Origin of the sequence: Sphingobacterium wenxiniae, assembly GCF_900116225.1 — a bacterium.
GTDB classification, from domain to species: domain Bacteria; phylum Bacteroidota; class Bacteroidia; order Sphingobacteriales; family Sphingobacteriaceae; genus Sphingobacterium; species Sphingobacterium wenxiniae.
Genome location: NZ_FOZZ01000019.1, coordinates 19446 through 37982, shown reverse-complemented (window position 1 = coordinate 37982; position 18537 = coordinate 19446). Strand labels below are relative to the sequence as shown.

Below are 18537 nucleotides of genomic sequence, written 5' to 3'. Positions count from 1 at the left end.
CAAAAAAGTCATCACCAGATTGCATTCGGTCATGACTCAAAGCGAAAAAGTGATTACCCAATTGGCATTGGTCATTACCAAAAACAAAAGGGTATTCACAAAGTGGAATTAGATGTTCCGAAAAACGAAATAACCTCCATGAATGCGTAATATCGCTTTTAACGATTCTTTTCTTACTGATGTCTTCCTTCTAGATTTTTAGCAATATTTTTTAAATCTAAACCTTTTTCGCGCAATAATACTAAAAGATGGAAAAACAAATCCGAGGATTCGTTGATAAAATCGTGCTCTGTTTCTGCTAAAGCAGCAATCACCGTTTCAACAGCTTCTTCGCCAACTTTCTGAGCGATTTTATTTATTCCTCGCTGACGTAAACGATTTACGTACGACTCGTCAGAAGGTTGTTCGTAACGCTGTCTAACAATACGCTCCAATTGCAATAGGAAATTTTGGTTAAAGTCGGTACCAAAGCAGCTACGACTTCCAGTATGACAAGTTGGTCCAACAGGGTTGACCTTGATAAGAATGGTATCCTCATCACAATCAACATGTGTACTCACAACGTGCAAAAAATTCCCACTTTCCTCTCCCTTGGTCCAAAGCCGTTCCTTGCTTCTCGAGTAGAACGTTACTTTACCCTCCCTTTGGGTTTTTCCCCAAGCTTCTTCGTTCATATAGCCCAACATGAGCACTTCCAAGGTTTGGTCATCCTGAATGACTACGGGTACTAACCCATCTCCTTTTGCAAAATCTATCATTTTAGATATTAGTATTGAGTATTTAGATATTAGTATTGAGATCTATTTAGCTAAACAAATTCATGAATTAGCACTAAATCTACATAAAGTTTAATAGCAAAATCGACATAAAGCCTTACCGGTTTTCTTCTCGACGCTATATTACTCCCCTCCTTTGGAGGGGCTGGGGGAGGAATTATCGCACAATAATTCCGTTGCTCCGCAACGTTTCCTTCAACTCCGGAATCAAAATCTCACCGTAGTGAAATACAGAAGCGGCAAGCGCTGCATCCACATTGGCCTGCTGGAACACATCCACAAAATGTTGCTGATTCCCTGCTCCTCCTGAAGCAATCAAAGGAATATGGATACTGTCATTAATGCGCTTTAAAAACGCTATATCAAATCCGTTTTTTGTACCATCATGATCCATTGAGGTCAGTAAAATTTCTCCTGCTCCCCTATCCTCTGCCTCTTTGATCCAGTTTTCGGTTTCTATATCTGTCTTGTCACGACCACCTCGAAGATGTACAAAATTTCGTTCTTCCACGAAACGTGTATCCACAGCCACAACGACAAACTGACGCCCGAAAGCATCAGCCAAATTATTAATCAGTTGCGGATTGCGAACAGCCGCTGAATTGATAGAAATCTTATCTGCTCCGGCATTTAATAATATCTCGGCATCTTTTAATTCGTTAATGCCTCCACCAATGGTAAAGGGTATATTGACTTGACGGGCAACCGCTTTGACCAAATCAATGGTTGTTTTACGCCCTTCGTGGGTAGCAGTGATGTCCAGAAAAACAAGCTCATCAGCCCCTTGTTGGGAATACTGCCATGCCAATTCTACCGGGTCGCCGGCGTCGCGCAAATCCACAAAATTCACACCTTTTACCGTACGACCATCCTTCACGTCCAAACAGGGAACAATACGTTTAGCTAACATGCATTTAAATTAAAAAATCCACCTTTCTCCCCTCCTTGGGAGGGGTTGGGGGAGGACTAAAAATTAGTCAGTGCTTTTAAATTCCAATCTTTAATCTCTTCGATTGTTATCTTATTCTCGTAAATTGCTTTTCCTACAACACAAGATTCCATACGGCCTAAGGCAGCAAGCGCTTCGATATCTTTCATAGCACTAATCCCGCCCGAACCGATCAATTTGATAATAGGCGAATGATCCAAAAGCTTTTGATACAACTCTACACCTGCTCCACCCATTTTTCCATCTTTACTGATATCTGTACATAGAAAACGGAAAAAACCCAAAGAAAGACATTTATCGATATAAGCGATAAGCTTAATCGGTGAACTTTCCAACCAGCCGGAGTATTTAATCACTTCATCCAGCACATCAATAGCAATAACGATGTGATCTGCATATTTCACACGACCTTCGTTTAATTTTGCCAGCTCTTCCAAGAAGGTCGGGTTCGTAATCGCTTGTGTACCCACAATCACCCTGTAAATACCGGCATCTACAAGCTCTTTGACTTTCTCGATGCTACGCACACCACCTCCGTATTGCACTTTCATATCGGTTTTACGGATGATGTCAAAAAGATAAGCCTGATTGCTAAAATCTCCTTTTGCCCCGTTCAAATCGATGATATGCACGATTTCGGTTCCGTTAGCATGATATTTGGCAATCTGTTCTTCCAACGAAATATCATACGTGGTGACATCGTCGTAATTACCTTCTCTTAAGCGGACAACTTTCTTGTCCAAAACATCGATAGCAGGAATAATATACATTGTTTAAAATTAAAAAGTTAAATCCCCCTAACCCCCAAAGGGGGAATATCTATAAAAACCTCTCCCCCGTTGGGGGATGGGGGGATATCTATAAACTGGCAAAATTCTGCAACAACTGTTCTCCTGCCAATCCTGATTTCTCAGGATGGAACTGCACCCCAAAAAAATTACCTTGCTGCACAGCGGCCGAGAAGGGCAGGCCATATTGACACACCGCAGCGGTATATTTATCGTCAAACTCTATAAAATAGGAATGCACAAAATAAAAATAACTATTATCAGCTATACCGTCAAACAACGGTGAATTATTTTGCAAAGAAACACTGTTCCAGCCCATATGTGGCACTTTTTCAGTAATACGTCCTGTAAAATGTAACGTTTTGAGCGGAAGAAGCTGCAGCAAGTCTGCATTCCCTTCTTCCGAAAAGGAGGACAACAACTGCATGCCCACGCAAATACCCAACACGGGCTTCTTCAACGCCAGAATAGTGTCGACCAAGCCTGTATCCGCCAGTTTCCCCATTGCCGCACCTGCATGCCCGACTCCCGGGATGATGATGCGATCGTACCGCTCAAAATCCGCCGCCGTATGCACCATTCCATACGTCACACCTATCCTATCCAAAGCCGCAGTCAATGAAAATATATTCCCTGCTCCGTAATTTACTATTCCAATCATAGTTTAGTATTGAGATTTGAGTATTGCATATTGAGATTTGGATTTACTATACTTTGTTTTCTAAATTGTCCCTCTCGCACAACGCAATTCTCATATCGCATATCTTTTATAAAACTCCTTTCGTACTTGGCAATTGCATATTCTCCACATCACGCTCTACCGCTTTCTTAATAGATTTGGCAAAGGCTTTGAAAATCGCCTCTATTTTGTGATGTTCGTTTTCGCCTTCTGCTTTGATATTCAGATTAGATTTGGAAGCATCGCTAAAGGATTTGAAGAAATGGAAAAACATTTCGGTTGGCATATCACCAATTTTCTCCCGCTTAAATTCCGCATCCCATACAATCCAGTTACGACCACCAAAATCGATAGCTACCTGTGCCAAACAATCATCCATCGGCAAAGTAAACGCATATCGTTCAATACCACGTTTATCCCCCAGCACCTTTAAAAAGATTTCACCCAGCGCAATTCCTGTATCTTCTATCGTATGATGTTCGTCAATATGCAGATCACCTTTTGCTTTCACTGTCAAATCCAAAGCGCCATGACGAGCAATCTGGTCGAGCATATGGTCAAAGAACGGCAAACCCGTATCAATATCTGCCTTACCTGTACCGTCTAAATTCAGTGCGATATAAATATCTGTTTCGTTGGTTTTACGATGGTGTTCACCTGTACGTGTTCCTACTTTCAAAAACTCATAAATCGCTTTCCAATCGGTGGTTTCTAAGGCAATCGCATCACTGTCAATAGCCAATTCTTCAGCTTGACCGAGGCTATCATCATTTCGCAACCAGATTGCTTTAGCACCCAGGTTCTGCGCTAACTTCACATCGTTGACACGGTCGCCAATGACAAAAGACTCAGCGAGGTTATATCGCTCAACATCAAAATACTCGCCCAACATGCCAATCCCTGGTTTGCGGGTAGGTGCATTCTCATGCGGAAAGGTCTTGTCAATATGCTCTTTAGCGAACTCTACACCCTCACCCCTGAAAGTTTCTACAATAAAATGATGAACGGGCCAAAAGTTTTCTTCAGGGTGCGAAGCCGTTCCAAGCCCATCTTGGTTCGAGACCAATACCAGTTCAAAGTCAAGTTCCTTAGCTATGCGTGGCAGATATTGCAACGCTCCGGGATAGAATTTCAATTTAGCGAACGAGTCGATCTGTTCATCTTCCGGCTCTAAAATTAGTGTACCATCACGGTCTATAAATAATATTCTTTTCATTTTTTGATTATCTTCGATGAACTCGAAAGCTCGGTTACACAGATTATTGATGATTATAAGGATGAGCTACCATAAAACACGGCGACCATTTCCAATAAGGCGACATTTTCTTCGGGTGTTCCTACCGTAATCCGCAGACAGCCTTCACATAGCTCTACTCTTGATCGGTCTCTGACGATAATACCTTTGCTTACCAAAAAATTATACAACGCACGTGGCTCCTGCAATTTCACCAAGATAAAATTGGCATCCGATGGGGTTACGTGCTCCACCTGCTCCAGCGAACTTAACGCAACTGCTAATTTTTCCCGTTCACTGACCACTTCCTGTATCCATGTGTTGACCAACGTCACATTATCCAGAGCTTCCAGAACAATCTCCTGGGTTGCCTGATTGATATTGTACGGAGGCTTTATCTTATTGAAAACTGCAATAATATCCTTGCTGGCAAAAGCCATTCCTAAACGCAAAGCTGCCAACCCCCAAGCCTTGGACAAAGTCTGCAAAACCACCAGATTCGGAAATTCCGATAAATCCTTCGTAAACGATGGTAATTTAGAAAAATTGATATACGCCTCGTCCACCACGACCAATCCTTCAAAGTTCACCAATAACGTTTCAATATCCTGTCTTCGGATACTGTTGCCCGTTGGATTATTGGGTGAACAGACAAAAATCAGCTTTGTATTCCCATCTACCGCAGCCTCAATTCCATCGATATCCAACTGAAAATCACGGGTAAGATTCACCTTGCGGCATTCCACATCATTAATATTTGCCGAAACCTCATACATACCGTATGTTGGTGGCACAAGGATAACATTATCTTTTCCAGGACGACAGAAAGCTCGAAAAAGGATATCAATCGCTTCATCACTGCCATTACCCAAGAAGATATTTTCTGTGGGGACACCTTTGATTTTATATATTTTCTCTTTTACACGATGCTGTAACGGATCGGGGTAACGATGGTAGTTCGTTGTGTACGGCGAACCAAACGCATTTTCATTGGCATCCAATAATACAGAAGCCTCTCCTTTAAATTCATCACGTGCAGAAGAGTATGGAACAAGCTTTTTGATGTTGTCCCGAAGTAGGTTGTTTAAGTTGAAAGACATATTAATTGTCTGATTATATTCTATTTTGCGCCGTAAATATGCGGAAAAATATACAAAATCCCTATTTTTTGCGCCAGCAAATAGCTATAAGCCGTAAGCTACAAGCAAATAGAAGATAGTTCTTGGCTTACTGCTTATAGCCAACAGCATACCAACTCCCTTCTTCCGAGAGTTCAGTAGATATGAAAACCGATTTAGACTCCTCCAGCAAAGGCTGTAAATCTTTATAACGTGCGGAATAATGCCCAAGCAGTAACTTCTGCGCTCCGACTTGTTTGGCTACCTCGCCTGCTTGCTGAGCCGTTGTATGAAAAGTATCTTTTGCCCTGTCTAACATATCATGCATAAACGTAGCCTCATGATACAGCAAGTCAACATTTTGGATATTGGAAAGATAATCATCGAAGACCATAGTATCAGAGCAATAGGCATAGCTTCGGGATTTTGGCGCAGGATAGGTCAGGTCTTCAGCACGATAAAGCTTACCATCTGCATCCGCATAATCAATACCTTTTTTCAATAAACGTAAATAAGGTGTCGGTATATTCAGCCTTTCCACAGCCTCCGCATTCAAAGTCGCGGCTCGTTTTCCCTCATCAAAGCGAAAGCCTGTACATGGGATACGGTGTTTTAAAGGAAAAGATGTTACCTTGAGCGCTGGGGCAGCAAAAATAACCTCTGGCTTATTAGGATTGGTCGGATGAAAAAGCAGATTATAATTTAATACCGTAGCAGAGTGCTTAAACTGTATCTCAATAATCTCTTCCAAGGCAGGTGGTCCATACAAATGCAAATCGGCTTTCCGCCCCATAAGATGTAGAGAGGATAACAAGCCTACCAACCCCAAATAATGGTCGCCGTGCAGATGGCTGATAAAAATATGGTTAATACGGTTGCTTTTAACACCATATCGAAACAGCTGCATCTGTGTCCCCTCACCGCAGTCTATCAAAAACAGCTGTTCATTGAAATTTATCACCTGAGAAGTTGGGTGACGCCCATACATAGGTGTCGCCGAACTATTTCCCAAAATCAAAACTTCAAATTTCATCCGTTTATTGTCCAGCTTTCAAATCCAAACGGATCTCGTTACCAAAAATTAAGGTCTCGGCTTCGGCCAAAGAATCCACAATCTTAAAATAACCCTCCAAATTGGACAGGCGGATAAAATCACGAACATTCTGATGCAAGCCTGTCAATATGAAATATCCACCTGTAGATTTGCATAATCTACGCGCCAATAACCCTACGCGTAAACCATCCTCATCAGCTTGTTCCACATGTCGTAGATCTAGCACAATATTGCGCTGTCCACCTGTATTACGCAACATAAACTCTCCTTTAAGCTTTACCGCAGCCTCTCCATTCAACACATCAGTCAAAGGTTCAATGACTACATAGCGGTCATGCTTATCCACTGTAAATTTCATTTTTTTATGTTTTTATTACCTTCCATCACCATCATCACTTTATTTATCACTTGATTATTACGCTACACAATGTTTTTCAATGCTTCCGCCACATTCCGCTCTACCCGCGCTATCGCTTCTTCACCTTCCGCACGTTGGAATTTCTCACCTGTAATATGTTCAAAAAGCTCAATATAACGGTCTGAAATGGAATGGACAATCTCATCCGTCATCTCTGGAACCTGTTGTCCATCTTTTCCCTGAAACCCGTTCTCCATCAACCATTCCCGAACAAACTCTTTGGACAATTGCCTTTGCGGTTCGCCATTTTCCTGACGCTCAGCATAACCCTCTGCATAGAAGTAACGAGAAGAATCCGGCGTATGGATTTCATCCATTAGATAGATTTGACCGTCACGTTTTCCAAACTCATACTTGGTATCCACCAAAATCAGCCCTCTTTCCAAAGCGATCTCCGTGCCGCGCTGAAAAAGCGCATGCGCATATTGCTCTAATTGTGTAAAATCTTCTTCATTGACAATTCCTTGTGCAATGATATCTGATCGCGAAATATCCTCATCATGGCCAACAGCAGCCTTCGTAGTAGGTGTTATTATTGGCTGGGGAAGTTTATCATTTTCTTTTAAGCCTTCTGGCAAAGCCACACCACAAAGCTCTCTTCCTCCATCACGATAAGTACGCCAAGCATGACCTGCTAAATAACCTCGGATAACCATCTCCACTTTAAATGGTTCACATTTTTTACCGATAGTAGCACTAGGATCTGGAACATCAACCACCCAATTCGGGAGAATGTCTTTTGTTGACTCTAAAAATTTAGCAGCAATCTGGTTCAACACCTGTCCTTTATACGGAATAGCCCTCGGCAGCACTACGTCAAAAGCTGAAATACGATCCGATGCTACCATCACCAAATAATCATCAGCAATAGTATATACATCGCGTACTTTGCCTCTGTAAAAAGCAGTCTGCTTATCAAATTGAAAGTTAGTTTCTTTTATTGCGTTCATCTGTGAATGTAAAAAAACAAATGTAAGTGAAAAAATTAAAAAGTAGGGGCAAATAATTATTTGCTCCTACTTTTGAAGGTCTCCATAAGCTTCCAAAATCCGCTTCACCAATTTATGGCGAACTACATCCGAACCACTGAGGTAGATAATATCGATCCCTTCAATATTATCCAAAAGCTTGATAGCAGTAGCCAAGCCAGATTGGCTTTTCTTCGGCAGGTCAATTTGCGTCAGATCTCCTGTAACTATAAATTTAGCCGTAGGGCCCATACGTGTGAGAAACATTTTCAGTTGCATATCGGTAGCGTTCTGCGCCTCATCCAAAATCACAAAACAATTATCCAACGTACGCCCACGCATAAACGCCAGTGGAGCAACCTCTATAATACGACGCTCCAAATAATCTTTCAATTTATCAGCTGGAATCATATCATCTAGTGCATCATACAAGGGGCGTAAATACGGATCGACCTTCTCCTTCAAATCCCCCGGCAAGAAACCTAAATTTTCTCCAGCCTCTACAGCCGGGCGAGTCAGAATAATACGCTTAATCTCTTTATTGCGCAAAGCGCGAACAGCCAAAGCTACAGCCGTATAAGTTTTACCTGTCCCTGCAGGTCCAATGGCAAAAAGAATGTCGTTCTTCGAGATTGTCTCCACCATTCTTCGCTGATTGGGCGTGCGTGCGCGCACCATCAGACCATTTGGACCATAAACAATAGGCTCTCCTTTAAATGCTGCAGGTTCCGTTTTCTTTTCTTCTGCTCGCTCCGTCCTTATCGGTGCTCCTACCAATTCTTCTAATTGCACAGCATCTAGCGACTGAAAACGTTCAATATGCTCGACAATCCCCTGGAAAGCAGCTTTGAATCGCTGTTGCTCCACTTCTTCGCCTAACACCTTCAAGTCATTGCCACGGGCAACTAAACGTAATTTGGGAAAACTTCTTTTTATCAGCTCAAAGTTTTCATTCTGAGCTCCCCATAATGTAACCAGGTTCACATCATCGAGGTTAATCAACATTTCGTTCAAATCTTATCTTTCTGTTTTAAAGTTTTCTAATTTAAACCTATAAGGTTTTGCCTGATACGGAGGTGTTCGTGAGCCCCTATTTTTCTCATGGATATATAACCAAACCTTATAGGTTTTTATTTTAAAAATATTCATTTAAAGTTTCTCATTTTCTACTCAGTAGTATAAAGCTATAAGGTTCCTCGATTTATCACCTGATACGGCAACCTATTCACCCTAAACCTCATAGGTTTTCACTTCATATAGTGCCCCACTGAACTGACGTAAAGTTAATCAATTTTTTCTCTAAAAAATTAGACTTTTTCAACCATTCGGCAGGTAATAATGGATTTTCTTTTGCTACTTTTGTAGCCGATATTACACAGACATCTCTCCTTTTCAGGGATATTTTTGAGGTTTTTGTATCTTACAGGGTACTTTATGGGAGTTATAACGCTAACGACAGACTTAGGACATCGCGATTTTTATCAAGCCGCCCTCAAAGGCAGCATTATATCGCTGTTGCCAGATGTGAGATTAGTAGATATAACCCATGAAATCCCTTCCTTTGATATACAACGAGCCGCTGTTATGCTGCGCAATGTCTATCAATATTTCCCATCTGGAACTGTCCATCTTATCGGCATCGACACCGTTTTTCAAGAAGGTTCGCGTTATATGATGATGAAGTTTGACAACCATTATTTTGTTGGGGCAGACAATGGTATCTTTAGTATCATATTGGGCGAAAACGATGCGCAGGAGCTTTTCGAGATTGACATCATGCAAGACCTACGCTACCTGCACTTCCCCTTGGCCGACATACTGACTAAAGCCGCCTGTCATATTGCAAAAGGCGGTGTACTTGCAGAAATCGGGCAGGCCGTCGAAAAACCGTTAAAACGAGTGATGGTACAACCGTTGATAGACGCCAACTCCATTAAGGGACATGTATCCTACATCGATTCCTTTGGCAACGTCATCAGCAACATCAGCAAAGACCTGTTCAACGAGGTGCAAAAAGGCCGTAGCTTCCAACTTCATTTCAAACGGAATGAAACTATCAACAAGCTGAGCTGGCATTATAACGAAGTGCCCGAAGGTGAAAAACTATGTCTTTTCGGAATTAGCAATTTTCTGGAAATCGCGATCAACAAGGGGCATGCTAGCCGTTTGCTCGGTCTTCAGCAAGATGAAATCATCATGGTGGAGTTTCTGGAGCGTTAAACCTCTCCCCTTCCATTTAGTCTGAACAAACATGAAAAACATTACTTTCTTACTGATAGGATTACTGGCTTTCGTTCTACATAGCCAGGCCGTTCCTCAGCTTAATACTGATTCTATTGGCTTTGAGCAGCAACGTGAGCGCATCAATACACTGCTGGAAGAACGCAGCAAGAAATTTGGCGATCTGGACATCAGCCTACAACAAAAAACAGGCATTTTCGGTATTTTCAAAGTTAAAAAGGACATGCAAAAGTCCATAGACATTCTTCGACAAATCGTGCTGACCGACAATCATATCTTTCTGGAAACCAAAAAACTGTTGGACATCAAGGACAATGAAAGCGACAGGCATGAATCCCTTGCCAATGAATACGATGCGCAAATCACAGCTTACATGCGCACCATTTCCAAGCTACAGGCAGAAAATGAGCAGCTCCGCGGACGCATTGAATTATTGGGCGAGGAAGGGCATAACGTAGATTTATTGGTGTATCTCCTCGTTTTTGTCATACTGGTTTTATCAGGCGTAATTGTGTGGTTGTACCGAAAAAACATAAATTTGACGCAAGAGTGATAAGCTCACGTTAATAATATGTGTACTTTTGCCTCTTAAATTAGTATTTGATGGCAAGAGCGAGATTGAATAGCAGTAACACGCAATCAGACGATTTACCTAAACCGAAGTTAAGCAAGGAATTAGTTAAGAAAGCTTTACAACTTTTATCGTATCTCCGTCCCTACCGTACAAAATTTGTATTGGGGATGATTTTTCTTATTTTGTCTAGCCTAACAATGCTGACCTTTCCAGCGTTGCTGGGAGCAATGATTGATGCTGCGCAGGGGCGACAAACCTACACTTGGCTACCTGCGGATGTACTCTACATTGGCGGTATATCTATGGCTATCTTATTCTTTCAATCTATCATCTCTTTCGGACGTATCAAGCTTTTTGTAGAAATCGCCGAAAAAGCCTTAGCAAATATCAGGAAAGACACCTATCACAGGCTTATCACTTTACCTATTGAGTTTTTCGCCAACCGCCGCGTTGGGGAACTAAACAGTAGGCTTTCAGCTGATCTAGCCCAGATTCAAGATACATTAACCAGCACAATTGCCGAGATCCTTCGTCAGACCATCAGCCTGGTGTTCGGGGTATGTCTGTTAATTTTTGTATCGCCAAAGCTCGCTTTGATGAACCTGAGCATCCTGCCTATTATCGTCATTACAGCGATGATTTTTGGGCGTTTTATCCGTAACCTTTCCCGACAGGCCCAAGACCAGCTTGCGGATTCCAACAGCATTGTACAGGAAACCTTGTTAGGCATCAGCAACGTGAAAGCATTCGTCAACGAATATTACGAAGCCAAACGCTATGGGCAAAAATTAGACAGCGTCGTCAAATTAGCGGTTAAAGGTGCTACCTATAGAGGTATTTTTGCATCTTTTATAATCTTTTGCATCTTTGGCGCTATCATTGCCGTCATCTGGTACGGCGCATCCCTAGTTTCAAGCGGTGAAATATCTGTAGGTGATTTAACAACCTACATCCTCTACTCCATGTTTGTAGCGGGATCAATGGGTAGTTTTCCGGAACTGTACGCCAATATACAACGTGCGTTAGGCGCAAGCGAGCGTGTGCTTGAAATCTTAGACGAACAAACCGAAGACATAAGCATAGCTGAAAGCAACAAAGAAATCGACAAGTCTATACACGGCGCTTTAACCTTCAGTCATGTCGGGTTCTCTTATCCATCTCGACAGGAGACCCCAATCCTAAAGGACATTTCCTTTCACGTAAAGGCCGGTAAAAAACTGGCACTCGTAGGACCAAGCGGAGCAGGAAAATCAACCATCGCTTCCTTAATCCTTCAATTTTACAAACCAAGCAGCGGAACGATTGCTTACGACGGGATTCCTAGCGATCAGTTTTCGCTTACGGACATCCGCAATCAGGTAGCTATTGTCCCACAAGATGTGCTACTTTTTGGTGGTACGATTCGTGAGAACATCGGCTACGGGCGTTTGGATGCTGATGCCGGGGACATTATTGAAGCGGCAAAAAGAGCGAATGCCCACGAGTTTATCATGGCTTTTCCTGAGGGGTATGACACCTTGGTCGGCGAACGTGGCGTAAAGCTCTCCGGAGGACAACGTCAGCGCATCGCTATTGCTCGTGCTTTGCTCAAAGACCCCGCCATTCTTATTCTCGATGAGGCCACTTCAGCATTAGATTCAGAATCTGAACGTATGGTACAACAGGCCTTGGAAGAACTTATGCGCAACCGGACCTCCATTATTATTGCCCACCGCTTAAGCACCATCAAAGATGCTGACCAGATTGCCGTGATTGAAGACGGCGCAGTTTCGGAAGAAGGCAACCATGTGGAGTTGATGTCCAAGGGTAGTGGCTTATACCATCATCTTTATTCACTACAGTCCGCACAAAAAATCAACGTGTAAAGTCTGAGATACTGTTTAAACCTCTGTTTTTGCCGCACCTCCTTCGTCATATTCCTCTTCAGAGCCGAGACACAGCGACAAATGTCAGGCTTAGCCTGTCGAGAAGCCCTCAGTGAGACAAAAACCGCTCATGTGTCATCTTGAGCTTGTCGAAAGATAAAACATCGTGGTTGGAAACCGTTGAGTCTTTATTTTTAAACAGGCTCTGAATATTCCCTCCTGTTTTTGAGTAAATAAAGCTCAAAAACAGGAAAAAAACTTAAAATTCTGTTAAAAATATTTTTTTCTAAACCTTTTGGTACTTATCTTGTTAGTCTTATAGTTAGATAAAAAGAATAAGGGAATTTTAAACACATATAATCATGAGTAATAAGAAAGGATTAATAGCGTTCGCGTTAGTAGGGTTAGCAGTTGGAACAGCAGCTTACTATTTATTAGCTACAGAAGACGGCAAAAAGCAATTGGATCGCGCAAACGAAGGGGTAAAAAGCCTGACCAAATCTCTTAAAGAGTTATCAAAAAAAGAGGCTAAACGTGCGGAAAAATTAGCGAAATCAGCAAAAAAAGATTTAGAAAGCTTAAAATCAAGAGCTAAAGAAGCTGGCAAGCAGGCTTTGGAAACAGCTTCTACCCAAGCGCATAAATTAGCGGACAAAGCAGCAGCAGCAGCCAATAATTTAGGCAACAAAGCGGAAGAAATCATTGCGGAAGCAAAATCAGAAGTAGACAAAGCATAAAACGCTGCGTTATTTTGCTTTGTTGATGAGGCAAAGTAAAGTTATTCCTATCTTTGCCGGAGATGAATTTATTCCAGCAAATAAAGGTATTGGTATATAAAGACATGATTTTGGAATGGCGCTCAAAATATGCCATTAATGGAATCTTGTTATATGTTGTATCCACAGTTTTTGTATGCTATCAAGCATTCAAATCCGTGGATACACTTGTTTGGAATGCGTTATTCTGGATTATCCTGCTCTTTGCCAGCATCAATGCCATCAACCGAAGTTTCATACAGGAAAGCTCCTATCGACAGCTTTATTATTACACAATCGCCAGCCCCAAGGCTGTTATCCTTTCCAAAATAATCTACAATACCTTCGTCATGGTATTGTTGTCAGCCATCGCCTTCTCGGTCTACAGCTTGATTTTCAGCAATCCTATCGGCGACCCCACATTGTACCTAACAGCCGTTCTGCTGGGCAGCATCAGTTTTGCGACGGTGTTCACCATGGTCTCGGGCATCAGCTCTAAGACAGGCAACAATAGTACAATCATGGCCATCCTCAGCTTCCCGGTCATCATCCCGTTACTGATTGTCCTTATCAAGCTTTCACAGAATGCCATAAATGGTTTGGAACGCACGGTCAGTTCTGGTGAAATTTTGGTACTGTTGGCAATTAATGTAATTACCGTTACTATTTCTTTATTGTTATTTCCTTACCTTTGGCGTGATTAAAGCTACTTTTCAGTCATGAGAAAATCTTGGTGGAAAATTTTAGGGTTATGTTTGATTGGCGGATCTATTATAGCCGGTTTACTCGGACCTGTCCCTAGACTTCCTATTCTGAACGAAACCATCCGCAATGTGTATTTCCACGTACCGATGTGGTTTGCAATGTTTACACTTTACCTTATTTCGGTAATATACAGCATACGTTATCTCAACAGCAACGATATCAAGAACGATTTCATTGCTGTCGAAGCGGTAAACACAGGAATTATCTTTTGTTTCTTAGGTTTATTAACCGGTATGCAATGGGCAAATATCACGTGGGGCGAACCTTGGCCGAACGATCCTAAAACCAACGGGTCGGCTATTGCTACACTGATGTATCTGGCCTATTTGGTTTTGCGTAACGCTTTAGAAGAGGAACAAAAACGCGCGAAGATTTCGGCTATATACAATATTTTCGCATTTCCGGTCATGATCGTATTGATGTATATCCTTCCAAAGCTTACTGACTCCCTACATCCAGGAAGTGGTGGCAACAGTACTTTTGGTGACATTGACATGGATAACCAGATGCGTCCGATATTCTATTCGGCTGTTGTAGGTTGGATACTTATAGGTGTATGGATAGCTTCGTTACGCTATCGACTTCGCTTAATCGAGAACACAAGAAATCAAATTGATTAATATACTATTTTACGATATTCCATCATGAAAAAATACAGTGCACTTCTTTTAATGGTTTTATGCAACTTAAGCCTGTTTGCACAAAGCGGTGTGGAGATGGCTACAGATCTTCGCAGTTCGGGCAAGATTTATGTTGTGGCTCTAGTGCTTTTGACCATTTTTATAGGGATTGGAATCTACCTTATTGCGCTTGATAGACGCATCAAAAAATTAGAAAAAGAAACGAAGAAGTAAGAAAGCTCTGTCCCTCGAACACATGATTATCAACCAACTTCGAAAGTTCACACCAATTAACATACTTTTCGTTTCGATTATTGGGTTGGCATTATGTCTGGGAGTGTTTTTACATCTTCCTACCGAGATAACAACAATCTTTTTTGAACCTGCGATCTACAACATCATAGGTTTTCAGTCTGAAGCTATGGTCTCGCCAGTGGTGAACGTACTTATCACCCTCATCCTGACACTTCTTCAAGCATTTTTTCTGAATAAAATCATCAACAACTTCAATTTCCTGGGGAAACCAAGCTTCCTTACAGCATTGATGTACATGACTTTAGTTAGTCTCTTTGCTCCTTTCTTAGTTTTTTCACCACCGCTGATATGTAATTTTATCACCATTTGGATGCTCGGAAAACTCTTAAACATCTATAAACAAGCCGATGTTAAGGGGCTCATGTTCGACCTAGGGATGATCGTTGCTTTTGGTAGCCTGATCTATTTTCCGTTCATGGTGATGATGCTCCTCCTCTGGATTAGTCTTATCATTTTCCGGCCTTTCAACTGGCGAGAATGGGTTACTCCCCTACTTGGATTCTCAACGATTTACTTCCTTCTGGGTGTCATTTACTATTGGAATGACAGATTGGTCGAGTTCTATCAAATATTCAAACCATTGAGCTATGCATTTCCGACAGAATTATCGGTCAATGTCTATGATTATATTGTCGTAATTCCGGTTCTGATATCATTGCTTTTCTTCCTTTTCATACTAAAAGACCAATTCTTCAAAAGCGTAGTACACCTTCGGAAATCATTCCAGCTTTTATTCTTCATGGTACTGTTAACTGTAGGTTCGTTTTATTTGAACGATCACATCACCATCAACCACTTCCTATTGTGCGCACCACCTATCGCCATTTATATGGCTTTCTATTTCACCTATGCCAAATCCAAATGGGTCTATGAAGTGCTGTATGCCGTTATTCTTCTGACTATTTTATATTTTCAGTTTTTTTAGCGCTGAGTTGGAAAAAAGCTCTCCAAAGCACAGGGTAATTACGAAGAGGGGGGCGAAAAGTCAGCCGTCATCGTCATTGCGAGGAACGAAGCAATCTGATGACGGTAAAAACGCAGATTGCTTCGTCATTTTTCCTCGCAATGACGCGTTTTTTAATGATTAACAACCTTTTCGGACATCCCCCATTTTGGTAAACACCATCAATTTTTAAATCACCTCCACACACTGAACTTATTTAACACCTTGAAAACAAAACGATTAACCTTTTTTAACAAATAGGGCTAACGGAATAGTCAAAAAATAGATAGTTTTGTAGCAAATTTTGAAAAAAACATCATTTAGTAGCTATCGACAAACAAGCAGCAATTAGGTAACCTATTTAGATAGTAAAATACCGCTGAATCGATAAGATGTAACACCGTTATATATGCACAGACATTCAATAGGAACGCTCACCAAAATAGCTCTTACGTTATTTTTAGGACTGATGGGCTGGGGTACCAATAGCTTACAGGCACAGAAATCCACCTCCCACTCTCCGTATTCCCAGTTTGGTTTAGGACAGATGCGAGAAGACCTTTTACCGCAAACCAGAGCTATGGGAGGCATCTCTTCAGGCGTACGCCACTTGACGGGGTTTCCTACATTGAACATCAGCAACCCTGCATCATACTCTGGACTCAACCGCACGGTATTAGAGGCTGGATTATATGGTAATCTTACCCAACTTTCCAAAGACGACAGAAGCGACAACACAGCGGATTTTGCTTTTAGTCACTTAGCAATCGGTGTGCCTCTGAGTAAATATGGTGGTATGGCTTTTGGTTTATTGCCTTACTCAGATATCGGTTATTCCGCCGCTTCTACACAGAGCATCGACAATTTGCTTTATAAAGTATCCCTTTCAGGAGATGGAGGGATTAACAAGGCATTTTTGGGGTATGGTGTATCCCCATTTAAAGGTTTAAGTGTAGGTGGTAACGTAGGTTTCCTATTCGGAAATCTCTATGACCGAACCAAAGTTGAATTCCCAAACACCAGAGATGCTTACAATTCAGAAACAAAAGAAACCCGTAATATTCGCGGGGTAACATTTGACTATGGTGTGCAATATAGTCGTGCATTAGGCCGTCGTTACAACTTAACCGTTGGCTACAATGGTTCATTGGATAATCAGATTACTGCAAAAACCAATGTATTGCAAACTATATCTGAGCCAACTATTGGCGATGACGAATCTGTAGCATTAGACACCACCCATTTCAGCAATATTAGCAACCGCAAAATCAATCTGCCTTTGAAACACAGTTTAGGCTTTACCTTATCCAAAGGTTATAATTGGATGGTTGGGGCGGATGTCAAATATGCCGATTGGTCAAACTATCAAGTTCGGGAAGGAGAAAACAAATTGGGAAAATCATACGGTTTTGCGGTAGGTGGGCAAATCAAGCCAGACCCAACTTCCGTACGCTACTGGAATCAGGTAGACTACCGTCTAGGCTTCCGTTATAATCGTACTCCGGTATCTTTCCGTCACCAACAAATCAACGACATGGCGGTTACGGTAGGTTTTGGATTTCCTCTTCCAGAAACCAATTTTGGTGCAACATTCTCCCAATTCAACATTTCTGCTGAATTTGGTCAACAGGGAACCTTATCCAACAGCTTAGTACGCGAGCGCTATATCAATATCAACATTGGTTTTACCATCAATGATACGTGGTTCCGACGTCGAAGTTTAGATTAGAAAAATGCGAGACTGCATCCTAAAAATATATCAACGAACATCCCTAGTACCTTTAATGGCACTAGGGATGTTCTTGCTTTTCTCTTGTGAGAACTCCATGAAAGACATTGAAAAAGTCGCCAACATTCAAGAAGAGGAAAATGTCAATATTTCCAGAGATGTTACTGTCGTTTATAGCGACTCTGCTGTTGTAAAAGCAGAATTGAAAAGCCCAGAATTAAGGGAATACCCAGACAGTGTTGGTTTTTTTGAATTCCAGAAAGGCGTAGTGATACGTTTCTTCGATGCAAACCAAAACGAAACCCAGCGTATAAAATCCGATTATGCCATACAACGCAATAATGAGGGGTTGACAGAGTTTCGGAAAAATGTCGTCGTCACAATGGATAATGGCTCTATTATCAAATCCGAGGAAATCTTCTACGATGAGAAAAAGCAAATCTATTACAATACCGTTCCCATTACTTTCGACATGAAAGACGGACGTGGAAGTTTCCAAGCTACCTCTTTCACCTCAGACCTCAACTTCAAGTTGATTAAAGGTGAAAACATGACAGGATATTATGTCCCAACGGGAGAGAATCAATTACCTTCTTTCGGTCGATAGAAACCGACATAAACACATTTTATTAAATTTAGTTTTCATACACTATAATTTTTTACATTTTTTTTCATAAAAGTTGTATCTTGCGCCTTGTTTTTAATAAGGGTCAATTAAATAACTAATAACAAGCATTTAAAAATAA

The 18537-nt window shown here is 41.5% G+C and carries 20 protein-coding genes; 10 read left to right on the top strand and 10 right to left on the bottom strand.

What is annotated here, in order from left to right; translation table 11 throughout:
- Positions 1-173: 173 nt before the first annotated feature.
- The 10 genes from hisIE to BM375_RS16720 all read right to left on the bottom strand — a co-directional run bounded on the left by hisIE (position 174) and on the right by BM375_RS16720 (position 8998).
- On the bottom strand, positions 174-758 hold the full coding sequence (hisIE, locus tag BM375_RS16765; RefSeq protein WP_093367737.1) for a bifunctional phosphoribosyl-AMP cyclohydrolase/phosphoribosyl-ATP diphosphatase HisIE: 585 nt from the start codon (positions 756-758) through the stop codon (positions 174-176).
- Between the two features lie 175 nt (positions 759-933).
- Complete coding sequence (gene hisF, locus BM375_RS16760) at positions 934-1686, bottom strand: imidazole glycerol phosphate synthase subunit HisF (protein ID WP_093367735.1); 753 nt, start codon at positions 1684-1686, stop codon at positions 934-936.
- 56 nt (positions 1687-1742) lie between these two features.
- A complete protein-coding gene (locus BM375_RS16755) occupies positions 1743-2495 on the bottom strand; it encodes a 1-(5-phosphoribosyl)-5-[(5-phosphoribosylamino)methylideneamino]imidazole-4-carboxamide isomerase (protein ID WP_093367733.1) in 753 nt (250 codons plus the stop codon).
- Between the two features lie 88 nt (positions 2496-2583).
- Positions 2584-3174, bottom strand: coding sequence for an imidazole glycerol phosphate synthase subunit HisH (gene hisH, locus BM375_RS16750; protein WP_093367732.1), 591 nt, complete (start codon positions 3172-3174; stop codon positions 2584-2586).
- Between the two features lie 106 nt (positions 3175-3280).
- The gene (gene hisB, locus BM375_RS16745; RefSeq protein ID WP_093367731.1) at positions 3281-4408 is read right to left on the bottom strand and encodes a bifunctional histidinol-phosphatase/imidazoleglycerol-phosphate dehydratase HisB; all 1128 of its coding nucleotides are present in this window, start codon (positions 4406-4408) and stop codon (positions 3281-3283) included.
- A 53-nt stretch (positions 4409-4461) separates the two neighbouring features.
- Complete coding sequence (hisC, locus tag BM375_RS16740) at positions 4462-5526, bottom strand: histidinol-phosphate transaminase (protein WP_170852699.1); 1065 nt, start codon at positions 5524-5526, stop codon at positions 4462-4464.
- Positions 5527-5653: 127 nt separating this feature from the next.
- Positions 5654-6577: a ribonuclease Z gene (locus BM375_RS16735; protein ID WP_093367728.1), complete on the bottom strand. Its 924-nt coding sequence runs from the start codon at positions 6575-6577 to the stop codon at positions 5654-5656.
- 4 nt (positions 6578-6581) lie between these two features.
- Complete coding sequence (locus tag BM375_RS16730; protein ID WP_093367727.1) at positions 6582-6956, bottom strand: STAS domain-containing protein; 375 nt, start codon at positions 6954-6956, stop codon at positions 6582-6584.
- 62 nt (positions 6957-7018) lie between these two features.
- Positions 7019-7966 (bottom strand): phosphoribosylaminoimidazolesuccinocarboxamide synthase, encoded by a 948-nt coding sequence (locus BM375_RS16725; RefSeq protein WP_093367725.1) that lies wholly within the window; start codon positions 7964-7966, stop codon positions 7019-7021.
- 66 nt (positions 7967-8032) lie between these two features.
- Complete coding sequence (locus BM375_RS16720) at positions 8033-8998, bottom strand: PhoH family protein (protein WP_093367724.1); 966 nt, start codon at positions 8996-8998, stop codon at positions 8033-8035.
- A gap of 420 nt (positions 8999-9418) precedes the next feature.
- Here BM375_RS16720 and BM375_RS16715 point away from each other — a divergent pair, with 420 nt between their 5' ends.
- The 10 genes from BM375_RS16715 to lptC all read left to right on the top strand — a co-directional run bounded on the left by BM375_RS16715 (position 9419) and on the right by lptC (position 18398).
- The gene (locus BM375_RS16715) at positions 9419-10204 is read left to right on the top strand and encodes an SAM hydrolase/SAM-dependent halogenase family protein (protein ID WP_093367723.1); all 786 of its coding nucleotides are present in this window, start codon (positions 9419-9421) and stop codon (positions 10202-10204) included.
- A gap of 31 nt (positions 10205-10235) precedes the next feature.
- A complete protein-coding gene (locus BM375_RS16710; protein WP_093367721.1) occupies positions 10236-10778 on the top strand; it encodes a hypothetical protein in 543 nt (180 codons plus the stop codon).
- A gap of 50 nt (positions 10779-10828) precedes the next feature.
- Positions 10829-12664: an ABC transporter ATP-binding protein gene (locus tag BM375_RS16705; protein ID WP_093367720.1), complete on the top strand. Its 1836-nt coding sequence runs from the start codon at positions 10829-10831 to the stop codon at positions 12662-12664.
- A 362-nt stretch (positions 12665-13026) separates the two neighbouring features.
- Positions 13027-13401, top strand: a complete 375-nt coding sequence (locus BM375_RS16700; protein WP_093367718.1) for a YtxH domain-containing protein — start codon at positions 13027-13029, stop codon at positions 13399-13401.
- A gap of 62 nt (positions 13402-13463) precedes the next feature.
- On the top strand, positions 13464-14123 hold the full coding sequence (locus BM375_RS16695; protein WP_093367717.1) for a heme exporter protein CcmB: 660 nt from the start codon (positions 13464-13466) through the stop codon (positions 14121-14123).
- A 15-nt stretch (positions 14124-14138) separates the two neighbouring features.
- Positions 14139-14804 (top strand): cytochrome c biogenesis protein CcsA, encoded by a 666-nt coding sequence (gene ccsA / locus BM375_RS16690; protein ID WP_093367715.1) that lies wholly within the window; start codon positions 14139-14141, stop codon positions 14802-14804.
- Between the two features lie 24 nt (positions 14805-14828).
- Positions 14829-15038 carry a CcmD family protein gene (locus BM375_RS16685; RefSeq protein ID WP_093367714.1) on the top strand — a complete coding sequence of 70 codons (210 nt, stop codon included), beginning with the start codon at positions 14829-14831 and terminating at the stop codon, positions 15036-15038.
- 22 nt (positions 15039-15060) lie between these two features.
- On the top strand, positions 15061-16044 hold the full coding sequence (locus BM375_RS16680) for a DUF6427 family protein (RefSeq protein WP_093367712.1): 984 nt from the start codon (positions 15061-15063) through the stop codon (positions 16042-16044).
- A 427-nt stretch (positions 16045-16471) separates the two neighbouring features.
- Positions 16472-17791, top strand: a complete 1320-nt coding sequence (locus tag BM375_RS16675) for a BamG family beta-barrel-assembly machinery protein (protein ID WP_093367711.1) — start codon at positions 16472-16474, stop codon at positions 17789-17791.
- 4 nt (positions 17792-17795) lie between these two features.
- Entirely contained in the window at positions 17796-18398 is a 603-nt protein-coding gene (gene lptC / locus BM375_RS16670) for an LPS export ABC transporter periplasmic protein LptC (protein ID WP_093367709.1), read from the top strand.
- Positions 18399-18537 lie beyond the last annotated feature (139 nt).